We start from the raw sequence: 24020 nt of genomic DNA, 5'->3' as shown, positions 1-24020 counted from the left end.
GTTTCGTTTTTACGCCAGCGCCTCGCACTGCTAGGGGGCAGGCAATCATTCTGATTCCAGCAAGAAGGTAGCAAACGCATGTCACCTCAATTTACCGAAGCTCTTCCGCTGATACTGATCGGCGTGATCGTTCTGATCTTTGCCATCTGGCTGCTGTTTCGCCTTAACAAGACGACCAATGTCGTGGGCGAGGACAAGGGCGATGTCCTCGACGATGGCGCAGAACGTGCAGCGCGCAATCAGGCGCTTATCGACGCGCCTGCCTCAGTTGAGCAAGATGTCGGGCAGCTATCTGCCAACGCCAATTCAGACAAGATCGCCGCAGCGGGTGCCTCTGCCGATGCAGAAGCGGGCGTTTCCGTCGCGCCGACCGTGGGCGATCCAGTGCCGGAGCCCATTCCCGCGCCGACGCCAAGCCCAGCACCAACCCCAGCACCAGCACCAACTTCCGCACCGACTCCCGCCCCGGCGCCAGTTTCAACGCCGGCACCGGCTGCAACTGCGGCGGCGGACGACCTTCGCCAGATCAAGGGCATCGGACCGAAACTCGTCACCCTGCTTGCGGAACTGGGCGTGACGCGGTTTGACCAGATTGCGGCATGGTCGGATGCGGATATCGAAAGGGTAGATGCGCAGCTGGGCCGGTTCAAGGGCCGCATTACCCGCGATCAATGGGTCGAACAGGCGAAACTGCTCGCAGCAGGCGATCAGGCCGGTTTCTCGGACAGATTTGGCCAGAACAAGTGACTTGGCGGGAACATAATTACTTCCCCTGTGTTGGGATTGATTGGGGGATCAGATAAAAATAGCGCAGGGGAATTCCATGACTCAAAAGATTCTGGTTGCCGAAAATGAAATGATCGTCGCATACGATCTGTGCGACACTGTCGCTGAAGCAGGCTTTCAAGTCGAAGGGCCGCATGCCGGTATTTCCGATGCGATGCTGGCATTTCAAAAAGAAAAACCCGCGCTCGCGATCCTCGACATTGAACTCGATGATGGCATCGTCTTTCCCCTCGCCCAGAAACTGACAGACGAAAACGTCCCGATCATCTTTCATTCGGGCCGTTACACCAGGGATGAGGTCAAGGCGCGCTTCCCAAAGGCACAGACCCTCGCCAAACCATGCCCGCCGACGCAAATGCTCGCCGCGGTCAATCAGGTGCTCGAAGCGGCCTGATCAAACTGCTGCTCTGCATAAGCTGCGGATCATGCTTTCACTCACACGCGCAAACGCCTAGGCTCGCCCACAAAACAGTGGGAGAGACGGCGTGAGCGACGCACTTTACCCCGTGCCCGAAGAGTGGGCGCGGTCAGCCAAGATTACCGAACCGGAATATCACGAACGCTACGCCCGTTCGCTAACCGATCCTGAAGGGTTCTGGCGCGCGGAAAGTGCGCGGATCGACTGGATCGCCCCGTATGAAAGCCTGAAAGACGTCAGTTTTGCCGAGGCAGACTTCCGCATTGGCTGGTTTCTGGGCGGAAAGCTGAACATCTGCGCCAACGCGCTGGACCGGCATCTGCATGAGCGCGGCGATACGCCCGCAATCATCTGGGAGCCGGATGACCCCGCCGATGCGGGCCGCACCCTAACCTACCGCGACCTTCACACACAGGTCTGCAAATTTGCAAACGCGCTGAAAGCCAGCGGTGTAAAGCTTGGCGACCGCGTGACGATTTATCTTCCCATGGTGCCAGAGGCCGCCATCGCCATGCTCGCCTGCGCGCGCATCGGTGCGGTCCATTCGGTCGTGTTTGCAGGCTTCAGTCCCGACGCGCTTGCGGGGCGGATCGAGGATTGCCAGTCCGACATCGTTATCACCGCTGACGAAGGGCTTCGCGGGGGCAAGAAAGTCCCGCTGAAAGCCAATGTCGATGCGGCGCTTGCAAAGACCAAGGCTAGCACCGTCATCGTCTACCGCCACACAGGCGGCGATATCGCTATGCACGATGGGCGCGATATCTGGTGGCATGACGCCGTCGCCGATGCCTCTGCCGATTGCGAACCAGAAGTGATGGATGCGGAAGACCCGCTGTTCATTCTCTATACCTCAGGCTCCACCGGAAAGCCGAAAGGCGTGCTGCACACCACCGGCGGCTATGCCGTCTGGGCCAGCATGACGCACGAATATGTTTTCGATTACCAGCCGGGCCAGATTTACTGGTGCGCGGCAGATGTCGGCTGGGTCACGGGCCACAGCTATGTCACCTATGGCCCGCTGATCAACGGCGCGACGCAGGTCATGTTCGAAGGCGTGCCCAATTACCCCGATTTCAGCCGGTTCTGGCAGATAATCGACAAACACAAGGTCGAGATTTTCTACGCCGCGCCGACTGCCCTGCGCGCCCTGATGCGCGAAGGCGATGACTGGGTAACAAAGACCGACCGGTCCTCTCTCCGCCTGCTGGGCAGCGTGGGTGAGCCGATCAATCCCGAAGCATGGGAATGGTACCACCGCGTGGTTGGCGAGCGGCGCTGTCCGATTGTCGACACGTGGTGGCAAACCGAAACGGGCGGCGCGATGATCACGCCGCTGCCCGGCGCGACCCCGCTGAAACCGGGAAGTGCATCGCGCCCGATGTTCGGCGTGCAGCCTGCTTTGGTTGATCCGGAAAAAGGCACGCTGCTGGATGGTGCGGCATCGGGCGCGCTGGTTATCACCGATAGCTGGCCGGGCCAGATGCGGACCGTTTACGGCGATCACGACCGGTTTTTCCAAACCTATTTCAGCCAGTATCCCGGATATTATTTCACCGGAGATGGCTGCCGCCGCGATGAAGACGGGTATTACTGGATCACCGGACGGATCGATGATGTCATCAACGTCTCCGGTCACCGTATGGGAACAGCCGAAGTCGAAAGCGCGTTGGTTGAACACGACATGGTCGCAGAAGCCGCTGTCGTGGGGATGCCGCACGATGTGAAAGGACAGGGCATTTACGCCTACGTGACCACCAATGCAGGGGTTGAGGATAGCGAGGATTTACGCCGCGAACTGGTGCAATGGGTGCGCAAGGAAATCGGCCCCATCGCCACGCCGGATGTGGTGCAATTCGCGCCGGGCCTACCCAAAACACGCAGCGGCAAGATCATGCGCCGCATCCTGCGCAAAATTGCCGAGAATGACACAGGAAATCTGGGCGATACATCGACGCTCGCCGATCCGGGCGTCGTCGATGATCTGCTCGCCAACCGCCCTTCGGTTTGAGGGGTTGAACCCGCGCTTCACACCTGCGAAACGCGGCAGGAATTCACTTTCAGGAGTAACTTGTGGCCGGAATGGTGCCGTTTAACTGGGAAGATCCCTTCGATCTGGAAACCCAGCTTACCGAAGACGAGCGGATGATCCGCGACACTGCCCACGCGTTTGCGCAAAGCGAACTGCAGCCGCGCGTGATAGAGGCATACCGGAACGAGGTTTCCGCGCCCGAACTGTTCCCGCTTATGGGCCAGGCCGGATTGCTGGGCGCGACCATTCCCGAAGAATATGGCGGCGTCGGCGCAAGCTATGTCGCATACGGATTGATCGCGCGCGAGATTGAGCGGGTAGACAGCGGATACCGTTCGATGGCGTCCGTACAGTCCAGCCTCGTCATGCATCCGATTCACGCATACGGATCAGAAGAACAGCGGCGCAAATACCTACCGGGACTTAGCTCTGGCGAGCTGATCGGCTGTTTCGGTCTGACCGAGCCCGATGCCGGGAGCGATCCTGCCGGAATGAAGACAATCGCCAAGAAAGACGGCGATGGTTACGTTATCAACGGCGCGAAAACGTGGATTTCCAACTCACCTTTTGCCGATGTGTTCGTGGTCTGGGCCAAATCCGAAGAGCATGGCGGCGGCATTCGCGGCTTTGTGCTTGAAAAAGGGATGAAGGGGCTGTCCGCACCCAAGATTGAAGGCAAGATTTCGCTGCGCGCCTCCACCACGGGCGGCATCGTCATGGAAGATGTAAAATTGCCAGCCGACGCGCTGCTGCCGGATGTGCAGGGGCTGAAAGGCCCGTTTGGCTGTCTCAATCGTGCGCGGTACGGCATCAGCTGGGGCGCGATGGGTGCGGCGGAATTCTGTATGCACGCCGCGCGCCAATACGGTCTGGATCGCAAGCAATTTGGCCGCCCGCTCGCCGCGACGCAGCTGTATCAGAAAAAGCTCGCCGACATGATGAGCGACATTGCGCTCAGCCTGCAGGCATCTTTGCGCGTGGGCCGATTGATGGATGAAGGCCGGTTCGCGCCGGACATGATCTCCATCGTAAAGCGGAACAATGTGGGCAAGGCTTTGGATATCGCCCGGCAGGCGCGCGACATGCATGGCGGCAACGGTATCTCGGAAGAATATCAGGTGATCCGGCACGCGGTGAACCTTGAAACGGTGAACACGTACGAGGGCACTCATGATGTCCACGCGCTGATCCTGGGCCGGGCGATCACCGGCATCGCGGCGTTCGGATAATTGCGGCCGCTGTCCTACATCGGGCGGGTGCGGTATGGGAAAACCATGACCGGCACACTCGCCCTTTCCGCCCATTGGGACACCATGAAGTCGCTCGCCGTCACTGGCTGGAAAATTCATCTTCAGGACCGTGTAACATGCGGTCCATGTCTCTGGGTTGAGGGGCCTGCACGATGAAGATGACGCTTTACGGATATTACCGATCATCGACATCCTACCGCCTGCGTATCGCACTTGAGCTAAAGGGGCTGGAATACGATCAGGACCCGGTGAACCTGCTGGAGAGCGCGCAACGGGACGACGCGTATACCAGCCGCAACCCGTTCGCGTCCGTGCCGATGCTGCGAGCCAAGGGCCGCGACCGCGCGCAGTCTATGGCGCTGCTGGAATGGCTGGACGAGGCCTATCCCGACAACCCGCTGCTGCCTGCCGATATCGAAGATCGCTACACCGCGCGCGAATTGACCTACGCCATCGCGACAGAGCTGCACGCGCCGCTAAACCTGCCAGTGCTGAAATACCTGAAAGAGCCGCTGGGCCATTCGCAGCGGGTCGTGGACCACTGGTATCGTCACTGGCTGAAACGCACGCTTGATCCAGTTGAGCAGCGACTTGCCCAGCTGGGTGCGGGAGATTCCCTGTTAGACAAGCCGGGCATGTTCGAAACAGTCCTGATCCCGCAAATCTACAATGCGCGCCGGTTCCATTACGACCTGTCGGAAAGCCCGCATATCTGCCGGATAGAGACCGCGTGCCTTGCCCTGCCCGCTTTCCAGCGCGCGCATCCAAACAATCAACCTGATAACCCCGCCTAACCACCCGCCAGAAAGGCAAAAGCCTCATGAAACTCGCAACGCTCAACGACGGAACCCGCGACGGCAAACTGGTCGTCGTGTCAAAGGACCTCACGCGCTGCTGCGCCGCAGGCTACATCGCACCAACCATGCAATTTGCACTCGACAACTGGGACCGTGTCTCGCCCGAGTTGGAAGTGCTGGCCCGCGATGTGGAGCATGAGACAGTCCCGTGCGAGCGGTTTCACGAACGCCAGGCGCATTCGCCTCTGCCGCGCGCATACCAATGGGCCGACGGCTCTGCCTACATCAACCATGTCGAACTGGTGCGCAAAGCGCGCGATGCCGAGGTGCCAGACAGCTTCTATCACGATCCGCTGATGTATCAGGGCGGCAGCGACGGTTTCCTGCCGCCGCGCGCGGACATCCCGCTCGGCGATCCGGCTTGGGGCTGCGATATGGAAGGCGAGATCGCGGTTGTCGTAGATGATGTGCCGATGGGCGTAAGCGCCGATGACGCTGCGGGCCACATCAAGCTCATCATGCTGGTCAACGACGTGTCGCTACGCGGCCTGATCCCCGGTGAACTGGCCAAGGGCTTTGGCTTCTTCCAGTCGAAACCTGCCAGCGCGTTCACGCCCGTGGCGGTCACGCCGGAGGAACTGGGCGACGCGTGGAAGGACAGCCTCGTCCACTTGCCGCTTATGGTGGACTACAATGGAGAGCCCTTTGGCCGCGCCGAAGCAGGCGTCGATGCGACATTCAACCTCGCCCAGCTTGTTGCCCACGCGGCCAAGACGCGCTCTCTCGCCGCAGGAACGATCATCGGATCGGGCACCGTGTCCAACAAGGGCGCAGATGGCGGCGCGGGCAAGCCTGTCGCTGATGGCGGATTAGGGTATTCGTGCATCGCCGAGATCCGCATGATCGAGACGATCCGAGACGGAGAGCCATCAACCCGCTTCATGCGCGCAGGCGACACCGTAAAAGTCGAAATGCGCGATAGCGACAATCACTCGATCTTCGGCAGCATCGAACAGACCGTGGTCGAGGTTTGATCGGCCCCCTAGATACCTGACACTTTCGTCTGCACCAAATCGTCCGGTCCGACTGCGGCAGCCGGCTGCTTGCCCCGTTTGCGATCAATCTCGGCAGCGAAGTGGTGGTTCACATCGCGGTGCTCGGCCTCGTCGGCTCGCACTGCGATGATGACATCGCGCAAGGTCGCGTCGGACGGCATCTGCCAGTAATCGATCGCGATCTGCGGCGCGGGGACGTTCTCATGCCGGCCTGCATCCACCTCTTCCAGATACTGGGTGTAGCTGAACACAGCCTCTTCCTCGAAATACCCGACCACACGGTGTGCGGTGCGCGGCGCCAAAAGGTAGAGGAAGAAGTAGAAGTTGTAGAACACCATCTGCACCGCGACGATCAGCGCCCGCTCCAGCCAGTTTGGCTGCGCGATCTCGATAAAGGTCATCAGGTGCATCCGCTCATTCTCGGCCTCGTCGAGCAGGGTGCGAATCCAGCCCTCGTCATCGCGCATCATGCGAAGCGCGCGCAAATGCTGCCACAGGCCGCCCACCATACCCGGCACGGCAGCGACCGTTTCCAGCACAACCGCACGGTGGCCGTAACGCTTCGCAAAGAAGGTATCGGCGAAGAAACGCAGCAGTTTTACGAAAGCAAAGGCGATCCGGTCGCTGACCGATTGCGGTGCGACATGGACGGCGACATCGGCATCAAAATTGACCTGCCGAACAAGCGGACGGGTATCGAGATGTTGCATTACGAGGCTCTCCGTTGGCTGCCCCATAAATAGCGTTCGCAGGCGCGAAATTCCCGCGAAACGGTCACATCATTTGTTCGATTTTATGCAACAATTAGAAGCCAAGGCTCTCCGCGACTGCAGAATTCACAATCTTGCCCTGGTGCACGTTAAGGCCGGGCGCGAGGTAGGGATCATCGTTACAAGCCGCGATACCTTTCTCTGCCAGTGCGAGTCCAAACGGCAGCGTCGCGTTATTCAGCGCGTAGCTTGACGTGAGCGGCACAGCGCCCGGCATGTTAGCTACGCAGTAGTGAATGATGCCGTCCACCTCATATGTGGGGTTTTCATGAGTGGTCGGCTTCGACGTTTCAAAACAGCCTCCCTGATCAATCGCGACATCGACCAGAACAGCCCGGCTTTTCATAAGCTTAAGATCTTCACGCGGGACAAGATGCGGCGCGCTCGCTCCGGGTATCAGAACCGCGCCGATGACCACATCGGCTTCGGCAAGTGCCTGTTCGATAGTGCCGGCAGTGGAATAACGGGTGCTTGCGCGGCCCTGAAACATCTCATCAAGCTCGCGCAGGCGGGGCAGCGACCGATCGAAAATCTCGACATTCGCGCCAAGGCCAACCGCCATTCGCGCCGCCTGGGTGCCAACCACACCGCCGCCCAGAACAACGACCTTTGCAGGGAGAACGCCTGGCACACCGCCCATCAAAGTGCCGCGCCCGCCATTGCTCGCTCGCAGCGCATGCGCACCGGCTTCGATGGAGAGCCGCCCGGCCACTTCGCTCATCGGGGCCAGCAGGGGCAGGCCGCCGCCGGGGCCCGTAACTGTCTCATATGCGACCGCAGAAACACCAGATTCCATCAATCCGCGTGCCTGATCAGGATCTGGAGCAAGGTGCAGGTAAGTGAACAGGATTTGCCCCTCGCGCAATTGGACCCACTCGCTCGGCTGCGGCTCTTTCACCTTCACTACCATGTCAGCGCGAGCGAAGACTTCCTCAGCGGTGCCCACGATGGAAGCGCCGATTTTCTCGTAATCCTCGTCGGTCTTGCTGATTCCCAAACCTGCGCCTGTCTCAACGATAACCTCGTGCCCCTTGGTCACGTATTCACGGGCAGCTTCTGGGGTAAGGCCCACACGGTATTCGTGGTTCTTGATCTCTTTAGGAACGCCGATGAGCATTGTTGTCTCCTGGGGGAATCGGGCGCTAGGGCCAATCTGAGTGCGCAATTATGTTACAATCCTGCGCATAATTACTCAATCGGGAAAAGCAGGGGTTCTGCGCTGTCCCCTTTCCCCCTAACGTCCAGCCAAAGCCGACTCCCCTACAAACAGCAGCGGCGTGCGAGACGAATACGGAGCCATCAGATGACACAGTACCCCACAATCAAGATGCTGATCGGCGGCGAATGGGTCGCGGATGGCGGCGAAGGGACAATGCCAGTCACCAATCCGGCGACCGAGGCGAAGATTGCTGATTGCCCGAAAGTGTCCGCGCAGCAACTGGACGCTGCGGTCGCCGCCGCAGACGCTGCTTTTCCCAAATGGGCGGGCACACCCGGAGCCGAGCGCCACAAAATCCTGAGCCGTGCAGCCGATCTGCTCCGCGAACGCGCGCCGGAAATTGCGCGCGTCGTCACGTTGGAAGTTGGAAAGCCGCACGCACAGGCGCTGGCCGAAACGAAAGGCGCTGCGGACCTCATCGATTTTCTGGGTGAGGAAGCAAAGCGGCAAGGCGGAAGGCTCGTGCCTGTGCGCGGTCCCAACCTGCTGCAGCAGCGCGTGACGCAGGAACCGATTGGTCCCGCTGCATTGTTCACGCCGTGGAATTTCCCGGTAAATCTGCCTGCCAAAAAGCTGGCCGGCGCATTGGCTGCGGGCTGTTCGTGCATTCTCAAACCGGCTGAAACCACGCCAGCTTCTGCACAATTGCTGGTGGAATGCTTTACCGATGCAGGAATGCCGGACGGTGTAATCAACCTAGTCTATGGCGACCCGGCGATGATTTCCGAGCACCTGATCACCGCGCCTGCGGTGCGCAAAGTCAGCTTCACCGGATCGACCGCGGTTGGGAAACAGCTGGGCGCGCTAGCGGCCCAGGGGCTCAAACGCTTCACCGCAGAGCTGGGCGGCCATGCACCTGTCGTGATCGGGGAAAGCGCCGATTTTGAACGCACTGTCGCCGCATGTGCGGGTACGAAGTTTCGCAATGCCGGGCAGGTCTGTGTGTCCCCCACCCGCTTCCTTGTCGCGCGAGGCATTTACGACAAGTTCGTGGCCGAATTCGCGAGCCGTTCGCAGGCGCTCAAAGTTGGCGATGCCAGCGCCGATGACAGTGTTGAGATGGGGCCGCTGGCCCATGCAGGGCGCGTCGCCGCCATGCGGGACCTAATGGGCGCGATGGGCGGAGCTGAGGGAGAGATCGTCGCGGGCGGATCGGCCATCGACGGCGCAGGCCATTTCTTCCAGCCGACCGTGATTGCTGGACCTTCAGCCGATAGCCGGTTGATGACCGAGGAACCATTTGGCCCAGTGGCCGGCATTGTGCCCTATGACGATATCGAGGAAGCCGTTCGGATCGCCAACTCGCTCCGCTATGGCCTCGCCGCTTATGCTTTCACCGCCGACCTTGATGAAAGCCATTATCTGGGCGGCGCGCTGCGGGCGGGCATGGTGGCGATCAACCATTTCGGTGTCGGATCGCCGGAAACGCCATTTGGCGGCGTCGGTGACAGCGGGTTCGGCTCCGAAAGCGGTGTCGAGGGGTATCTTGGCTATACCGAGACCAAGCTGGTCACGGTCGCCAAATCTGGCGGTTAAGACATCGCGCGTTCCCGGCCGGTCCGCTGCGCGCCCTGCGTGCGGACCTCGTCCAGCGTCGGATACCCATTGACTGCCATCAGCAAATCGGCCTCCGCCAGCATGGATTTAAGCACCCACGCAGCGCCCTCTGCCCCGCCAATGGCAAGTCCATAAGTGTAAGGCCGGCCCACGCCAACCGCCCTCGCCCCGAGCGCGATGGCCTTCACAGCGTCGGAGCCTGAACGGATGCCGCTGTCGAACAGGACCGGCACGTCGCCTGCGGCTTTCACAATGTCTTCGAGCAGGTCGATGGTCGCGATGCCGCCATTTGCCTGCCGCCCGCCATGGTTCGAACAATAGATCGCGTCCGCTCCGCAATCGACCGCGCGCCGGGCATCATCGGCGTGACAAATACCTTTCAGGACAATCGGCATTTCCGTGACGGATTTGAACCACTTCATATCCTCCCACGTCAGCACTTGGCCAAACACCTGCGCAAACATCATGATCGCCGCGGCAGGATCTTCTTCCGGCGGCATTTCCAGCAGTGAGCGGAAGACCGGGTCGGTGAAGTAGTTTTGCAAAACCTTGCCGCGCAATTGCGGAAAGTTGGACGCGTTGAGATCACGCGGCCGCCAGCCTGTGACCCACGTATCCAGCGTCACGACCAGCGCGGAATACCCCGCCTTTTCCGCGCGCGCGATCAGGCTTTCGGCAAATTCGCGGTTGCGCGGGGTGTAAAGCTGGAAAAACGCAGGCGTATCGCCGCACGCTTCCTTCACATCTTCCAGTGGATCATTCGACAGTGTCGAGGCACAAAACGGCACACCTGTCATCGCAGACGCCTTTGCCGCCGCCATGTCGCCGTGCCGGTCCTGCGTCGCCTCCCCATTCAGTCCGATCGGGGCCATGAACAGGGGCGAAGGCAGCGTGTGCCCGAACAATTCGATCGACAGGTCGCGCTCGGTACAATCGACCATCATGCGCGGGATCATGCCCCAGTGATGAAACGCCGATGCATTGGTATCCTGCGTGTGTTCGTCCCCGCATCCGCCCGCGACGTAATTGGTGAGCATCGGGCCAAGCGCTTCGTGAGCGCGTTTTTCCAAGGTCGCAAAATCGACGGGAAAGCTGGGCAACGTCCCCTGAAGCCCAGCATTGTAAATCTCGTTCTGCATCCCGCCGTAATTTTGCATCGGGCGTCCACTCCTGTTGTCTGTTTTGACAAAGAGTGAACCATGATGCGCATAAGGGGCAAGCGGTTTATCGGCGCGTCATTCAAACCGCCGTGCGATTGCCTGCAATTGCGGCCGGATGCGAAGGTGCCAGACATAAAGCCGCTCCAAAATGCGGAGCACTGTCTTGTTGCGCGCTATCAGGCCGAGTGTGCGCATAGCGGGAATAGCGCGCCACATGGCGGCAAAGGCGGCGGCCCCGCTTACGATTTTGCCATTCTCGCGAGCGTGAAATCTTTCCAGAAGTGTGCTCTGGTCAATCGGGCAGGACGGATCGGCGCCTGCGGCCACATCGATAAACCGAATGGCTTCTTTGCGGTCGAGCCGCTTCATGAAAGCGATCTCGCGCTGGCATAGCGGGCATGCACCATCATACCAGACGGTCACTCCGGGTGTTGCGTTGTCGTGGGAAACACGGCTGTCCATCCGCCTTATGTGCGCGGGAAACAGGCGATTACAAGGGCGCGGCGCGCCGGTAATGGGCAGCTAGTTGCGGCCTTCGACTTGGTTGATGAACCGCGCGACGGAAAGCGCGCGCCCGATGCCATACCGCGCAATAGCATATTCGGGATAATCATCAGCCGATGTCGGTGTCTCGTCAGGCCATTCGGCGATCACGCGCTGCATCCGTTCGATATCCAGCCGATTGGCCACCGAAGGAATATCGCGAAGGCGGTCCAGCTCTGCGGCAATACGGTCAAGATCACGTTTGCGCCGCGCGTGCCAGTCCGATGATTGCTCTCCGCGTTTAGCCGCGAGAACTTGCTGCGGCAGCTTGCCCGCCATCATGCGGCGGATAAGGCGGCGATCCACGCCGTCTTTGTAAAACTGGTCATCGGGGATCGCATAGCAATAACGCGCCAGTTTCAGATCACGCAGCGGATGCACGCCCTCTACACCGGTGTTGACCTTCGCCGCTTCAAGCAAGCCGCTGGTATCATTGTGAGCGCCGCGCTGCATCATGATCCGCATCATTTCGCGGCGATCCGGTTTTCGCCGAAACCGGTCATCCCAGCCAAACTGTTCCAGCCGCTCGCCGACTTTCATGTCATTGGCATAGTCGGGGTGGATTGGAGAAAAGTACCGGAAACCCTTGCCGTGCGCATGACCGCGCGCCTGCATATAATAATCGTAAAACCAGTCGGGCGCGTTGGTCAGAAAGGCCTGAAACGCGACACTAGTCTGGCGAGTGCCGGGACGGCGTTTTGCAAAAGCGCGGATTTCCTTGGCAAGCTGGCCAAAACGGCCAGACCTTGCCCAGACTGCGAACAGAATATGTGCCGCTGCAAAGCTGATCGTGCCGTTACCATCAGAGCCGGTGACGATCACGCTGCGTCCGTCCATGCGGGCCTGCTGCACGATTGCGCTGCCCCACGCACTTGCGCCCACACCGCGCAGCGGCATGTCGGCATAGGACTGGGTCATGTCATGGCCATGGTCAAAGGGGAGATGCTCACCGCTTTCGAAATGTACATCGAGTTCGGGATACATCTCGGCAAGAGCGCGTACTGGCCCGCTTTCATCTCCCAGCCAGCCGTCGCGTGCTTGGGCATCCCACCCTTTTTCAGGCACGCCGGTATAGGCGCGCAGTGAGCCAGCACGGGCTTCCCCCGTGCCGCGCATCCGCTCGATCATGGCGACGGCAAGACAAGTCGAATCCAGCCCGGAACTCAGGCTGAGAGCCGGCGCACGAGGACTACGAAACGCGCTTTCGAGAGCCGCGTCGAGTAATTCGCGGGCACGGTCCACGTAATCGTCATCGCGGGCGAAACGGACAGGCTCCACCGTGGCAAAACAATCATGCGTTGTCACAACCGGATCGCTGCTGCCCGTAACGCTGAGGATTTGACCGCTGCCGACAATTGAGACATCTTTGAAGAAAGACCTCTCAACATCCTGATGATTAAGCACTAATGCATCGGCAACCTTGATCTCGTCGATTTCGCGCGTGATTTCGGGATCGCTGAATATCCCTTTCGTGCTGGAGCTGACGATGGTCCTCTCACCGCTGCGATGATAATATATCTGCTGCGACAGTTCATGTCCGCGCAGCGCGACGAGCCGGTTTACCTCCGTATCGCAAACGATCATCGACACGCTGCCGTAAAGGTGATCGATGCAGCCCTCGCCCCATTTGATCCAGGCTTTCAATGCCAACACGCTGTCAGGCGCGCGATCAAGTTCGCTTGTCGGCAGATCAAGCTTCCCGGCGAGTTCTTCGCGATGATTGAGCCTGCCGATGAACAGCACATGCCAGCGATCCGATGCGATGGCCGGTTGCCGGTCAAATTTGTCCTGCGGGGTGAAACCGGCACTTTGGGTCCAGCTTATCGCAAACGGACCTGTGCAAATCGACGACTGCTTGTCGCTGCCCAAGATGCGAAGAGCGCCCGTCATCCGATTGGCGCTTTCGATGGATGCAGCGCGTCCATCGTGCCAGAATTCAATGCCAATACCGCTCATGATTGCGCCAATAAGCAGACTTTGAACGCAAATCCATCGGTTAAAGATTGGGGCAATATGTCAACGCGCCTGGCTGACTGTCCGATCAAAGGTGCTCTGCACCGCAGGAATTTCCTTTGTCACAGCCGATGCAGCCGATTAACCTGTGCGAATTCAGCTCAAACGCACGCGCTCGTCCTGAATTTGCAGCATTATCCATATGAAACCACGAGTTTCAGCTTGCAGTCCAAACTCAATGGTATTACCGCGTATTCCAACAGTGTGCATTACTTAATGAGGGCTTTTTCTATGACTACCAAGAACACTTCGAACACCGCACCTAAAGCAAAATGGGAAGCGCCTGTTGTTGTGACCGCAGAAATGGACCTGGCAGACATCAAAAGCACATTTTCCGCCGGCACTGACGGCCTTATCCCGGGCGGAACACGGTCGATGAGCTAAAGCTCGGGCGGAAAGATAATCCCGCCTTGGAACATCCGGAGTTACCGGGTTGTAAAATTCAAAAAGCGGGCGATTCGGTTTTGGATCGCCCGCTTTTTCGTGCTTGCCGAAAATGTCAGGCTTCAACCTCGATGAAACCCTCGGAATGCAATCCGTTGAGAAAACTTACCGTCTGAGCCTCACAGACGTCTTTTTCGACGTCGAATTCATCTTGGAGCGACGAACATATCGCCGAAACCTTAGTCGGTGTATCCAGCATTTCCCAGATTCTGCGACCGGTCGACTTTAGCGAAGAGAAATTTCCTTCGTTCAAGTTCATCAAAATTGTTTCCTGATCGACAGAGCTTTCAACAAAATTCTCTGACTTGCCAACGGTATCGTCCAAACTGATAGAACTGCTGTTAGTCATCGCTCACCCTTTAAATATAACCGAGCTTTTCCATGACCTCGGCGTGCTCGGCGATCAATACTGATTGCAGGTCAGCGCCCAGCTTTTCTTTACCCTCGCCTGACCGGCCTGACCGGAAAAACCGCGCAGCGTTCTGGGGCTTTTCGACAAAACCTTTCTGCGCCTCGATCTGCTGTAGCTTATCAAACCGCGAAGCTTCGACGGCATCGGCGTAAGTCATGGCAAAGCTCGACGGAGAAAGCCCTGCGAACCCAGCAATCCGTTTGAGCTGCGCCGCTGTATCCTCGCGCAGATCCTCGTACCGGATCACCAGCACTGGGATGGCATCCTGGTTCGTCCAGCTGCGATAATGTCCAGACCAACTGCCAAGCAATTGGTGCAACTGATCGGTGTTCGTCCCGCCGATAGAGCGCTGATTATCCTGCATCATGGCCACTGTCCGATAAAGGTCCAGCTCGCCAAGATGATGAGAATACGAAACCGCAACGTCCAGCGGGTTGCGCACGATATATATTACAGCCCGCGAACAGTCGGCTGGGAACATCGCCTCTCCCGTCTCGGTCAGCTGGTAGGCGTCATGCACCTTGATGAAAGTGGGTGCGGGGTCAGCGTTTGCTATTTCGCGGTATACACTGGGCCGGAGGCTATCGATTTCGGCAGGGGTCAGGTCGTAAGTGTTAAGCCCGCCGACCTGTTCAAACTGCCAGCGCGCGCTGGAAATGCCTGACACCGGAGTAAATTCGTCCTGCGGTGAACTGTCGTCTTTCAGATTGAGCAGATTGCCCAGCAGCAGCCTGACCCAGGTGTTGCCGGATTTCGGATAGCTTGCCAGCCAGACAATGTTGCCGGAACCGCTCACGCAATTCCTTTTCCCGCCCCAGCGATATGGTCTTCGATAAAATCGACTGCCGGGTCGTAGTTTTCAGGTCCGAATTCACGCGTGAAATCATAAACCTCCACCGACTCGAACAAAGCCTTAAGCCCAATAAATAGAGGTTTTCGCCCCATCAGGATTTCCGCATATTGCGGCCGGAAAAGGTTGCGGCGAAATGCCTGCAAAGCCTCGCTGCCGCTGAGCTTTTCGGCAGTGTTGGGTGCCGCCGCGTCAGGCTGAGTCCGGCGCAGCACATAAAGCCGGGAGAAGGGAGCCACCGTCACGGCGCTCGGGCTTGGCGGCGCGGCGTAATGTTTGTCCATATCCGCGTTTGCGCGGACGGGCTGCAAGGCTTCGGCTCCGGTCTTGCGCACGGCATCACCCCACAGCTTGAGCTGTTTCTGCCCAGCATAACATAAAGCGTCCGGCCCGCTCGCCGAAGGATCGAAGATCAGGGTGTCGTCTGTGAAAAAGTCGTGCCCCCGCTTCGCAAGGTTCGCCGCCAACGTGGATTTTCCCGCGCCAGAATGCCCGGTGAATGCAAAAACTCTGCCGCCCACAACATTGCCGCTGGCGTGAATCGGGATCAGCCCGCGCTGATAACAAAGCGCGCCCCACGCCGATCCAAGCAGGAACAGCGTCAGATCGCTGTCGTCGCTGTTTTCGCCCCGGCTGTAGATAATGGTCCGGCCATCTTTGACATAATGCCTGCTTCCATCCGGCGCGTTCAGCAGGAATTCGCCCGGTTTCAGCTGATAACGAAGCTCGCCGCTTTCTGCGCCGAGAGTCGCCGGCACTTCCCCCTCACGCACAGTCACGTCGGCATCCCGATCGACGCTGGCGGCGGTAACCCGCGCGCCCAGATCGAGGTCGGCAGAAACGGTGAAGGGAAACGGCATTTGGCTAGTAGAAGCAGTGCTGTCCGAAGGGATGACCCGCTCTCCTGATTGCGATTAGGCGAAAACTGCACTGCCAGTTCGATTTAGCAAGCGATCTTCAGCCTGTTTTGATTGCGACAAGCGCGCTGCGCGCCTAGCCCGATTCTTGAACATGCACAATTCTACTGCCTCGACTGACGACCTTCTACCCACTGAACTGCGCCTTCTGGCCGCGTGCTGTGACCATCCGGTAACAGCCGCAACTTCCGCTAAGGTTCATATGCTGGCTGATCGGATGGACGACTGGGACAGCTTTGCCGAGGCCGCCCGGCGCCACCAACTCGATGGATTTGCATTGGACCGGCTGGAAACTGCGCCGACCGTTCCAGACAGTCTGAAGGCACGATGGAGGCGGGAGGCGAAGAACCGCGCGATGCTGAACCTGGGCCAGGGTAAGGCGACGAAAGATCTGCACGCTTTGCTGCGCGATCACGGGACGGACAACCTTATCCTGAAAGGGCTTCCCCTGACGCATGAGCTGTACGGATCACTGGGTATCAAACGCAGCGGCGATATTGATTTTCTTGTCGATGAAAAGGACGCATGGCCTGCCATTCAAACTCTCTCTCGCATCGGTTTCCAACCGGTCGTCGGCGATGGCTCGCTATCCCCGCGTCAGGCCGCCGTGATGGTGCGCCATTACAAAGAGGTCACGCTGCGCAATCGCGCCGGTATCGTCGTCGATCTTCACTGGAAGCTGGTCGATGGCAACGTCATGTTCGCGCAGCTGGATGCGTTTGCGAACGCACGCCGTGTGACAATCGACAATCTTGGGGAAATTCACGTCCTTGGCGAAGCAGATGGCTTTGCGTATCTGTGCGCCCACGGCGCGATGTCGGACTGGAGCCGCTTGAAATGGCTTTGCGATGTGAACGCCATGCTTGCAGGGCGATCAGAGGCCGAAATCATTGCGCTTTACAACCATGCCGAAACCTTGGGCGCGGGCGTTAGCACGTTGCAAGCATTGGGCCTTCGCAGGCTCATCTGGGACCGCGCGATGCCTGCCGTCCTGCAAGACAAGGTGGACGATATCGCATATGCCGATTTCCTGTCTTTTCCGATCGACCGGATGATTGAGCCTTACCGGCTGAAATCCCCCGTCAAGGTGCTGGATCGTATCATCCGGCAGGCCCGTGTCCGGGGCGCCCTTTATAACGACAAGGTGAAGGCGGCGGCAGAAATGCGCCACCACCTGCGCGCGCTTCCCGATGTGCTGGCAGCGCCCCTGCCCCGCGCTCTGGACTGGCTTTACATTCCGCTGCGCCCGGTCATGTGGATTGGCAGAAAGCTGCGTAATTAGGCGCTGGGCGCTATTTTTCGCTCGGCCTTCGGCTTGGTTCGGATCGTGAAATACACGATCAGACTGACACCAATGATGCTGGGACCGGCCCAGATCAGCGGGTTGAACACCTGATCCGGGACAATTCGGATCAAACCCACCGAAAGAAACGCTGTATAAGCGGATATGCCCATGCCCAGCAGCGCACGGAAATGTTCACCGACATAGCTTTGACCATGTGTTTCTCTGCGCCAAATATACACTTGCTGCAGAGCCATCGCGACCAACCCCACCCCGGCGACCAATTGCATCAGGGGGTGGCCGACTTTCATGCCGAAATACCCGCACCAAAGCGCCGAAAGCACCACTGCGAGGATGACCGATTGATACCGTGCTGACCGCAGCGCAGCGCGGTTTCGCGAATGCCGGATGACCGCCAGGCCGTAATCGACAAATCCGATGGTCAATATACCGAGATACAGCATCATCCAGCCAAACAGGCCTGCGAACAATTCCCGGTCGGTGATGGAGGGGATTCGCTCTTCCGGCCCGTATAACGATAGCAAGGCCATCGCTATCGCCAGCACGCCAGCCCCAAGAAATCCGTAACAGGCGATGCGGCCCCAGCGGCGGTGGTTAGATGCCCCTTTGCGTGACGCAATAGGGACCCAAAATGCGATCAGTCCTGCCGCGCCAAACGCGACGTGAAGCCAGATAAGAACCTCGAACAGGTGCATCAGCCAAAGGTGTACAAATTACTCGGCGCTTGCAAGCGCGAGCATAAGCCGGGTCCGCTTTTGCGGTCACAGATTACCGGTTTTCGGTCCCTATGGTTAAATGCGGTTTACCTTTCTCGATCACCAGATTTTACAGGTGATCATGCAGTCCTCGCGCTATGTCGCAGGCGAAAGCATCGAACACTGTATTCAAAGGCGCACTTGCCGCGCTGGCGCTTTGCGCTGGATCACCAGCAGTCCCCGCGCCTTCTGCCGGGATGCATGTGATGGCAAACCCGCTGGCGGTGCTTGTTAACTCCAACCTGACTGGATTGCGCCCTGATTGCGCTGCACGTCGGGCGCTCGCTTATTCCCCGCAAAGCAAGAGCGCGGCAATCCTTGGCGGAGAGATGAGCGCCCTGGAGCGGACAAAAAGCCAGCAGTCTGCCCAAGGTGCGCCGAAAAATGCCGCGCTCAGCGCCACTGCTGCGGGTTTTTCTGGGGCAATCCGGCTCGCGCCCTCCGCCTCTGGCGTCAGGCAAATGCTGGCGGCGTGCGGGGTTTCAAACATTTTGGGCAAAGCGCAAAACCCCGAACACTTTCTCGCCTCCAAAAGAGTGCGCATCGGAAAAACCAATTTCGACCGCGAATGGCGCCGGGTCGGCAATGAAGGGCTATCCGCCAATTTCCAGCGCGCTTTCGGCGGCAATCTCAAACGATCGCGGAGCACGATCGCGCAGGTCAATCGCTGGGTGAACCGCGAGGTCCGCTATGTCGAGGACCGCGATCTGTTCGGACGCGCAGATTACTGGGCCGGGGCGCGGCTCACCATGTCGCTTAAAAAAGGCGACTGCGAAGATATCGCGCTGACAAAGATGCAATTGCTGGCCGCCGCCGGTTTCAGCCGGGATGACATGTATCTCAGCATCGTGCGCGACACAGTCCGCAATGCCGATCACGCTTTACTGGTGGTCAGGATCGGGGACGGATTTGTTGTCCTCGACAATGCCACCGACACGGTTCTGGACGGAGCATATTCGCACGATTACGCGCCGGTCATCAGCTTCAATGAAAAGAGCGCGTGGCTCCACGGATATTGACTGCGTAGCCGCAAGGGCTGCGTATCAGCGTTCGGTCAATGCGCGGTCGAATGCTTTTGATACAGGCTTCAGCAGATAGCTCAGGATTGTCCGGCGACCGGTCAGGATTTCAACATCGCAGATCATGCCGGGGACGATGGGAAGCATTTGCCCTGCCCGTTCAATCGCAGCTTCGTCCGTTTCGACCAAGACAGTATAATACGCCTCCCGCTCTACTTCGTCGAAAATGCTGTCGGCCGACACCTGCTGAACCACGCCCTGAAGACCGCCATAGACCGAAAAGTCATAGGCGGTGACTTTGACATTGGCCCTGTCGCCAACCTTGATAAACGCGATGTCGCTGGGGGCAACGCGCGCCTCTACAAGCAGTTTTTCGCCTACCGGCACGATCTGCATGATTTTCTCGCCCGCATTGACGAAGCCGCCCTCGGTCGTGATCTGCACATCGTTAACGATGCCATCTGCCGGAGCGCGCAGTTCGTTGCGCTGCTGACGCGCCTCGGCACCGCGAATGGTTTCCTCATTCACGGCAATGCGCGTGTTCACTTCGCTGCGTTCGTTAAGAGCCTGCTGGCGGAAATCGAGCCGGGCGGAATTGAGATCGGCCTGGGCCTGCCGGATCGCAGCCGAGGACCGCCCGGCGGCCTGCTGCGCCGCTGAAAGCCGCCCGCGAAGATCGGTGAGTTCGCGCTGCGCTGTTAGCAATTCTGTGCGGGGCACGATGCCCTGCGCGGCAAGCGGTTCGAGCATGCCGACCTGCTCGCTCGCCAAACTAACACTTTCACGCAAGGATGCGGCAGTTGCCTGCGCTTCGCGAAGATCGCGGCGGCGCTGGTCCACCGCTGCGGCAAGCGATCTTTCCCGGGCATTTGCCGCAGCAACGCGGGCCTGCTGCAAATTGCGCTCATCGGCGCAGATGGTGCCATCCTGGCAGCCAAGATCGCCGCCGGCCGCTTCACCGGCAAGCCGCGCAGCCCGCACGGTAAGCCGCTGATTTTCGGTCTGCAGCTGGCCAAGCTCCGACGCTGATTGCGCATCGTCGAGCCGGACGAGCAATTGTCCTTTTTTCACCGACTGACCGCCGCGAACGAGAATTTCCTCGATCACCGCAGGTTCCGATGGCTGGACCAATTGCGTCTTGCTCGACGGGATAACACTGCCGGTGCCGCGCGTAATACTGTCAACTTGGGCGAAGGAAGCCCAGATCAGCAAAACGGCCAGCCCGATTGCCGACACCACAATCAGTCGGCGCGGCGCGTCCAGTTTTGACCACGATGAAAGAATATTCATTGCACCGTCTCTGCATTGGCAGGATCTGTTTGCACAGCTTCATCAAGGACGATTGTGGTGGGTTCAGCCGCTTTCTGCGCGTTCTGTGCCGCTTTATACCGGCTTTCAGTGGTTACCGGATCAGGGATCGACAGACGCCATTCCTTGGTCGTGTCGATACGGCCGCCAACATCTGTTTTCGCGTGCCGGTCCGCGGTATCGGGGGCAACGGTCAGACCGGGCACCCATGTCTCCTCGACCGGGATCACTGTTTCTTCGGGCGGAAGCGCACTTGAAAAGCGCGCCCAGTTGATCTGCGGAATACGCTCGGTCTGCGACCAGTTCGCCGCGAAGGCGCGCGGCTCCCCCGCGCGGCCCGGAAAGCGATAGAAGATATGGCGGCCAATCACGTCCAGTTTCGATAGGGTGTAAGCCCATTTCGGCACCACGTAATCGGCATGATAATGGGTCGCCGTTCCCACATTTTTCATCTGTTTGCCCGAAAGAGCATCGCGCGCGACCTCCTCCGATGCCAGCCACTGAGCGCGTAGCGGCGAACGGGTAAGCGCCCCGTCGCAGGTAAAGCTGAATTGGCAGACCCGTGCATTCACGCCCTGATACACCACACCGCAAACAGAGTTCGGATAGGCGGGATGCCGCATCCGGTTCAGCACGACCTGCGCCACCGCCCGTTTGCCATCGCGCGGTTCATTCGCGGCTTCGTAATAGACTGCCTGCGTCAAGCATTTGAGCGCAGCCGGATACGAGGCCGATTGTGCTGCAATGGGCGCATAGGCAGCTAGCAAACGGGTCTTCCCCGACATGATCGGAATGCGGGAATTACGCGATTGAGCATCGCCGCCCGCCATCAATACGGCCTGCCCTTCCCCCGTCGACATTTCATTCAGCGGATTGCCGATGCTGGAGGCAATATCCTGCTGGATCGTAGGTTTGGCCGCCTGTTCAACCGGCAAACTAGGCGACGCGGCCAGAGCGGCGACCGCGCCAAGACACGTCAATCGGATTGCCAGCTTGGTGCGTTTTTTCATGGTGTCAGATCATCCAGATTGGCCCCGGTGGACTTGATGACATCCCTGATCGGGCCATCTGCCGCCACGCGGCCATTGCTGAAAACGATAATACGCTCGCACAGGGCAAACAATGCGGGCCGGTGCGTTGCGATCACCAGTGTCTGATTATCGGACATCGAAGACTGCAAACGTTCCACAAACTGCTTCTCGGTCTGGCTGTCCATTGAGCCGGTTGGTTCGTCCAGAAAAAGCAGCTCGCACGGCGTGACCAGCGCTCTTGCCAGTGACAGGAAAGAACGCTGCCCGCCAGACAGGCGGCGGCCGCCCTCGCCCACCGGACGGTCAAACCCTCCGCTGTCACGGGCGAGGAACTGATCCGCGCCGGTTTCGCGCAAAGCCTCCAGAATACGCTCATCTGTGGCCTCCCGCCGGCCGAGGGCCATGTTCTCACGGATCGAACCGGAAAAAAGATCCGCATCCTGCCCGACAAAACGCAGCGTTTCACGCAGCTGGTCGGGGCGGTGCTGGGCGGAATCTAGTCCATTGATCAACATCGTGCCCTCAGTCGGCTCGTACAGACCGCACAGCACCCTGCCAAAAGTCGATTTGCCCGAAGCAACCCGGCCAACGACGGCCACTCTTTCTCCCGGCTTGATCTCAAGGTTGATCCGGTCGAGTGCAGGTTGGCCGCTTTCCGGGTAGGAGAAACGCACGTCCTTAAACTGAATAAACGGACGCGTGATTACCGCCGGGGCCAGCGATCCGCCTTTTTGCCGTTCATCGCTGGCATCGAACAGGCGTTCAATGCTGCCGAGCATTTCGGTGGCCTGACGCCCCGTGTCAGCAGGAACGCAATTTGCCCTGCCGGTGCGAGCGATCGGGAAGCGAGCATGACGATGGCGATGATCGCGCCCATCGAAATGGTCCCTGCGGCAAACAGGTAATATCCGCCGATAATCAGGGACACGGTGGAAAGCTGCTGAAATGTCTGCGCCAGCCCCACTGCGATGGAGTTGATATTGCGCAGCTTTTCCTGAGAATTCGCACCCGCATCCGCAAGACGATGCCACCGGCCAAGCGTGCCGCCCTCTCCCCCGTTGCTTTTCAGCGTCTCTATGCCCGCCAGCGATTCCACCAGCAAGGTTTGCTGCAAACCGTAATCCGCCTGCGCATCCTGCGCCGCTTCGGTAACCTTGCGTTGAAGTATGAACCCGGCGACCATCATGGCGAGAATGATGACCAGCGGGATAAGCGCCAGCCAGCCGCCAATAATAGCGATCACACCAACAAACACAAACAGGAACAGCAGGTCGATGATAAGCACGACCGTGGTCGAGGCAAAGAAATCGCGCACGATCGCATATTCTGAAACGCGCGCCGCCAATGCCCCTGTATGCCCCTGCCGTTCCTGCAGCGGGGTGGCGAGCAGCCGGCCGAAAATCTTCTGCGACAATTTCAGGTCCAGCCGCCGCGAAATCTGATCGAGCACTGCCGTGCGCCCGCGCCTGAGCGCAAATTCGAGCGCGAAGACCAGCAGGACCCCAACACCCAGAACCCACAGCGTCTCGGTCGCACGATTGGGGATGACCCGGTCATAGACGTTCATCGTGAACAGCGGCAGCGCAACCGCGAGCAGGTTGATCACCAGCGAGGCGAGGATTACCGGCCAGAAAGCCCTGCGCTCGCGCCTAAGCTCGCTCCAGAACCAGTGGCCGCGCGCTTTGGCGTGCCATGGCGCTTCGCCTTCGCGCTGGATGTCGGGGTTGGCAAAAACCGAATAGATACGGCCCGCAAAATTTTGGGAGATATCGCTGTGCGCCACCCAGCTTTCCCGTCCCGTCTCAGCGAACCATACCAGCAGGTCCCCGTCGCGCGCTTCCAAGACCACAACGAACCGCTCATCATCACACTCGACCAGCGCGGGATACGGCGCGTCCTCTTTCGGCAGTTTTTTCGGCCGTTCAGCCTCGTAATTGACGCCCGCCAGTTCCAAAGCCGCATCGGCCTGATGCCATGGCAACCGGCCGTCTGCTTTTTTGGGCAGCTGCGATAGGGCCGACGGTGACAGGCCGGTCGCATAACGCGACGCGATCTCTGAAATACAAAGCGACAGGCTGTCGGCTTCAACGCCTTGCGGTGGAGTTGCGATGGTGTTCATGGTTCAAGGCGTAGCGGATACCCCCTTTATTCGGGGTATACGCGCCGCTGCAATTCGGCCTCTACCGGCGGGCCGTAGTCGAACTGTTCACGCTCGGCTTCGCCCGATCCAGTGCCCGACGACACACCGAGTGTCTCCAGGAAAATGTTGGTCGCTGCCAGGATCTGATAGCGCGCGAACACTTCGGAAAACCGCGCTGTTTCGACCCGCACCTGCATGTTGAACCGCGTATTTTGCGCATCCAGCACGTCGAGCAGGGACCGCC

The 24020-nt window shown here is 59.2% G+C and carries 24 protein-coding genes; 10 read left to right on the top strand and 14 right to left on the bottom strand.

Going from position 1 to position 24020, the window contains the following annotated elements; translation table 11 throughout:
* Nucleotides 1-78 precede the first annotated feature (78 nt).
* The 6 genes from ACGHU1_RS13590 to ACGHU1_RS13565 all read left to right on the top strand — a co-directional run bounded on the left by ACGHU1_RS13590 (nt 79) and on the right by ACGHU1_RS13565 (nt 6314).
* The gene (locus tag ACGHU1_RS13590) at nt 79-747 is read left to right on the top strand and encodes a hypothetical protein (RefSeq protein WP_390587801.1); all 669 of its coding nucleotides are present in this window, start codon (nt 79-81) and stop codon (nt 745-747) included.
* 76 nt (nt 748-823) lie between these two features.
* Nucleotides 824-1180, top strand: a complete 357-nt coding sequence (locus ACGHU1_RS13585; protein WP_390587799.1) for a response regulator — start codon at nt 824-826, stop codon at nt 1178-1180.
* A gap of 91 nt (nt 1181-1271) precedes the next feature.
* Entirely contained in the window at nt 1272-3212 is a 1941-nt protein-coding gene (gene acs / locus ACGHU1_RS13580; RefSeq protein WP_390587797.1) for an acetate--CoA ligase, read from the top strand.
* Nucleotides 3213-3283: 71 nt separating this feature from the next.
* Nucleotides 3284-4462 (top strand): acyl-CoA dehydrogenase, encoded by a 1179-nt coding sequence (locus ACGHU1_RS13575; protein WP_390588033.1) that lies wholly within the window; start codon nt 3284-3286, stop codon nt 4460-4462.
* Between the two features lie 179 nt (nt 4463-4641).
* Nucleotides 4642-5277, top strand: a complete 636-nt coding sequence (maiA, locus tag ACGHU1_RS13570; protein ID WP_390588031.1) for a maleylacetoacetate isomerase — start codon at nt 4642-4644, stop codon at nt 5275-5277.
* 26 nt (nt 5278-5303) lie between these two features.
* On the top strand, nt 5304-6314 hold the full coding sequence (locus ACGHU1_RS13565) for a fumarylacetoacetate hydrolase family protein (RefSeq protein ID WP_390587795.1): 1011 nt from the start codon (nt 5304-5306) through the stop codon (nt 6312-6314).
* An 8-nt stretch (nt 6315-6322) separates the two neighbouring features.
* Here the strand turns inward: ACGHU1_RS13565 and ACGHU1_RS13560 are convergent, their stop codons facing one another.
* On the bottom strand, nt 6323-7045 hold the full coding sequence (locus ACGHU1_RS13560) for an alternative oxidase (protein WP_390587793.1): 723 nt from the start codon (nt 7043-7045) through the stop codon (nt 6323-6325).
* Between the two features lie 94 nt (nt 7046-7139).
* Nucleotides 7140-8222 carry an alanine dehydrogenase gene (gene ald, locus ACGHU1_RS13555; protein WP_390587791.1) on the bottom strand — a complete coding sequence of 361 codons (1083 nt, stop codon included), beginning with the start codon at nt 8220-8222 and terminating at the stop codon, nt 7140-7142.
* A gap of 186 nt (nt 8223-8408) precedes the next feature.
* On the opposite strand from ald, the gene ACGHU1_RS13550 reads away from it, so the two are divergent.
* Nucleotides 8409-9860 carry an NAD-dependent succinate-semialdehyde dehydrogenase gene (locus ACGHU1_RS13550; RefSeq protein WP_390587789.1) on the top strand — a complete coding sequence of 484 codons (1452 nt, stop codon included), beginning with the start codon at nt 8409-8411 and terminating at the stop codon, nt 9858-9860.
* Here the strand turns inward: ACGHU1_RS13550 and ACGHU1_RS13545 are convergent.
* The 3 genes from ACGHU1_RS13545 to ACGHU1_RS13535 all read right to left on the bottom strand — a co-directional run bounded on the left by ACGHU1_RS13545 (nt 9857) and on the right by ACGHU1_RS13535 (nt 13540).
* Nucleotides 9857-11038: an alpha-hydroxy-acid oxidizing protein gene (locus ACGHU1_RS13545; protein WP_390587787.1), complete on the bottom strand. Its 1182-nt coding sequence runs from the start codon at nt 11036-11038 to the stop codon at nt 9857-9859. The genes ACGHU1_RS13550 and ACGHU1_RS13545 overlap by 4 nt on opposite strands.
* A 78-nt stretch (nt 11039-11116) precedes the next feature.
* Nucleotides 11117-11503 carry a DUF393 domain-containing protein gene (locus ACGHU1_RS13540; protein WP_390587785.1) on the bottom strand — a complete coding sequence of 129 codons (387 nt, stop codon included), beginning with the start codon at nt 11501-11503 and terminating at the stop codon, nt 11117-11119.
* A 60-nt stretch (nt 11504-11563) separates the two neighbouring features.
* Nucleotides 11564-13540: an asparagine synthase-related protein gene (locus tag ACGHU1_RS13535; protein ID WP_390587783.1), complete on the bottom strand. Its 1977-nt coding sequence runs from the start codon at nt 13538-13540 to the stop codon at nt 11564-11566.
* A 288-nt stretch (nt 13541-13828) separates the two neighbouring features.
* Between ACGHU1_RS13535 and ACGHU1_RS13530 the strand changes: the two genes are divergently transcribed.
* Entirely contained in the window at nt 13829-13981 is a 153-nt protein-coding gene (locus ACGHU1_RS13530) for a hypothetical protein (protein WP_390587782.1), read from the top strand.
* A 115-nt stretch (nt 13982-14096) separates the two neighbouring features.
* Here ACGHU1_RS13530 and ACGHU1_RS13525 read toward each other — a convergent pair whose 3' ends face one another.
* The 3 genes from ACGHU1_RS13525 to ACGHU1_RS13515 are packed head-to-tail and all read right to left on the bottom strand — an operon-like array spanning nt 14097 to nt 16163.
* Nucleotides 14097-14390, bottom strand: a complete 294-nt coding sequence (locus ACGHU1_RS13525; protein WP_390587780.1) for a PqqD family peptide modification chaperone — start codon at nt 14388-14390, stop codon at nt 14097-14099.
* A gap of 10 nt (nt 14391-14400) precedes the next feature.
* A complete protein-coding gene (locus ACGHU1_RS13520; protein WP_390587778.1) occupies nt 14401-15249 on the bottom strand; it encodes a sulfotransferase domain-containing protein in 849 nt (282 codons plus the stop codon).
* Complete coding sequence (locus ACGHU1_RS13515) at nt 15246-16163, bottom strand: hypothetical protein (RefSeq protein WP_390587776.1); 918 nt, start codon at nt 16161-16163, stop codon at nt 15246-15248. Before ACGHU1_RS13515 ends, ACGHU1_RS13520 begins: the two co-directional genes overlap by 4 nt.
* A gap of 259 nt (nt 16164-16422) precedes the next feature.
* Between ACGHU1_RS13515 and ACGHU1_RS13510 the strand changes: the two genes are divergently transcribed.
* Nucleotides 16423-17502, top strand: coding sequence for a nucleotidyltransferase family protein (locus ACGHU1_RS13510; RefSeq protein WP_390587774.1), 1080 nt, complete (start codon nt 16423-16425; stop codon nt 17500-17502).
* Here the strand turns inward: ACGHU1_RS13510 and ACGHU1_RS13505 are convergent.
* Nucleotides 17499-18218: a hypothetical protein gene (locus ACGHU1_RS13505; protein WP_390587772.1), complete on the bottom strand. Its 720-nt coding sequence runs from the start codon at nt 18216-18218 to the stop codon at nt 17499-17501. The genes ACGHU1_RS13510 and ACGHU1_RS13505 overlap by 4 nt on opposite strands.
* Before the next feature lie 158 nt (nt 18219-18376).
* Here ACGHU1_RS13505 and ACGHU1_RS13500 point away from each other — a divergent pair, with 158 nt between their 5' ends.
* Nucleotides 18377-19297, top strand: coding sequence for a transglutaminase-like cysteine peptidase (locus ACGHU1_RS13500; RefSeq protein WP_390587770.1), 921 nt, complete (start codon nt 18377-18379; stop codon nt 19295-19297).
* A gap of 24 nt (nt 19298-19321) precedes the next feature.
* On the opposite strand, the gene ACGHU1_RS13495 is transcribed toward ACGHU1_RS13500, so the two are convergent.
* From ACGHU1_RS13495 to ACGHU1_RS13475, 5 genes are read right to left on the bottom strand one after another with little or no spacing between them, the layout of a single operon-like run.
* Nucleotides 19322-20587, bottom strand: coding sequence for an HlyD family type I secretion periplasmic adaptor subunit (locus ACGHU1_RS13495; RefSeq protein ID WP_390587768.1), 1266 nt, complete (start codon nt 20585-20587; stop codon nt 19322-19324).
* A complete protein-coding gene (locus tag ACGHU1_RS13490; RefSeq protein ID WP_390587766.1) occupies nt 20584-21615 on the bottom strand; it encodes a cell wall hydrolase in 1032 nt (343 codons plus the stop codon). Before ACGHU1_RS13490 ends, ACGHU1_RS13495 begins: the two co-directional genes overlap by 4 nt.
* On the bottom strand, nt 21612-22415 hold the full coding sequence (locus tag ACGHU1_RS13485) for an ATP-binding cassette domain-containing protein (protein ID WP_390587765.1): 804 nt from the start codon (nt 22413-22415) through the stop codon (nt 21612-21614). Before ACGHU1_RS13485 ends, ACGHU1_RS13490 begins: the two co-directional genes overlap by 4 nt.
* The gene (locus ACGHU1_RS13480) at nt 22340-23755 is read right to left on the bottom strand and encodes an ABC transporter transmembrane domain-containing protein (protein ID WP_390587763.1); all 1416 of its coding nucleotides are present in this window, start codon (nt 23753-23755) and stop codon (nt 22340-22342) included. The genes ACGHU1_RS13485 and ACGHU1_RS13480 overlap by 76 nt, the downstream gene beginning before the upstream one ends.
* Nucleotides 23756-23781: 26 nt before the next feature.
* A complete protein-coding gene (locus ACGHU1_RS13475) occupies nt 23782-24003 on the bottom strand; it encodes a hypothetical protein (RefSeq protein ID WP_390587761.1) in 222 nt (73 codons plus the stop codon).
* Nucleotides 24004-24020 lie beyond the last annotated feature (17 nt).

The organism is Erythrobacter sp. MTPC3 (genome assembly GCF_042854385.1).
Lineage (GTDB): Bacteria > Pseudomonadota > Alphaproteobacteria > Sphingomonadales > Sphingomonadaceae > Erythrobacter.
This window is presented reverse-complemented; position numbering and strand designations above follow the sequence as displayed.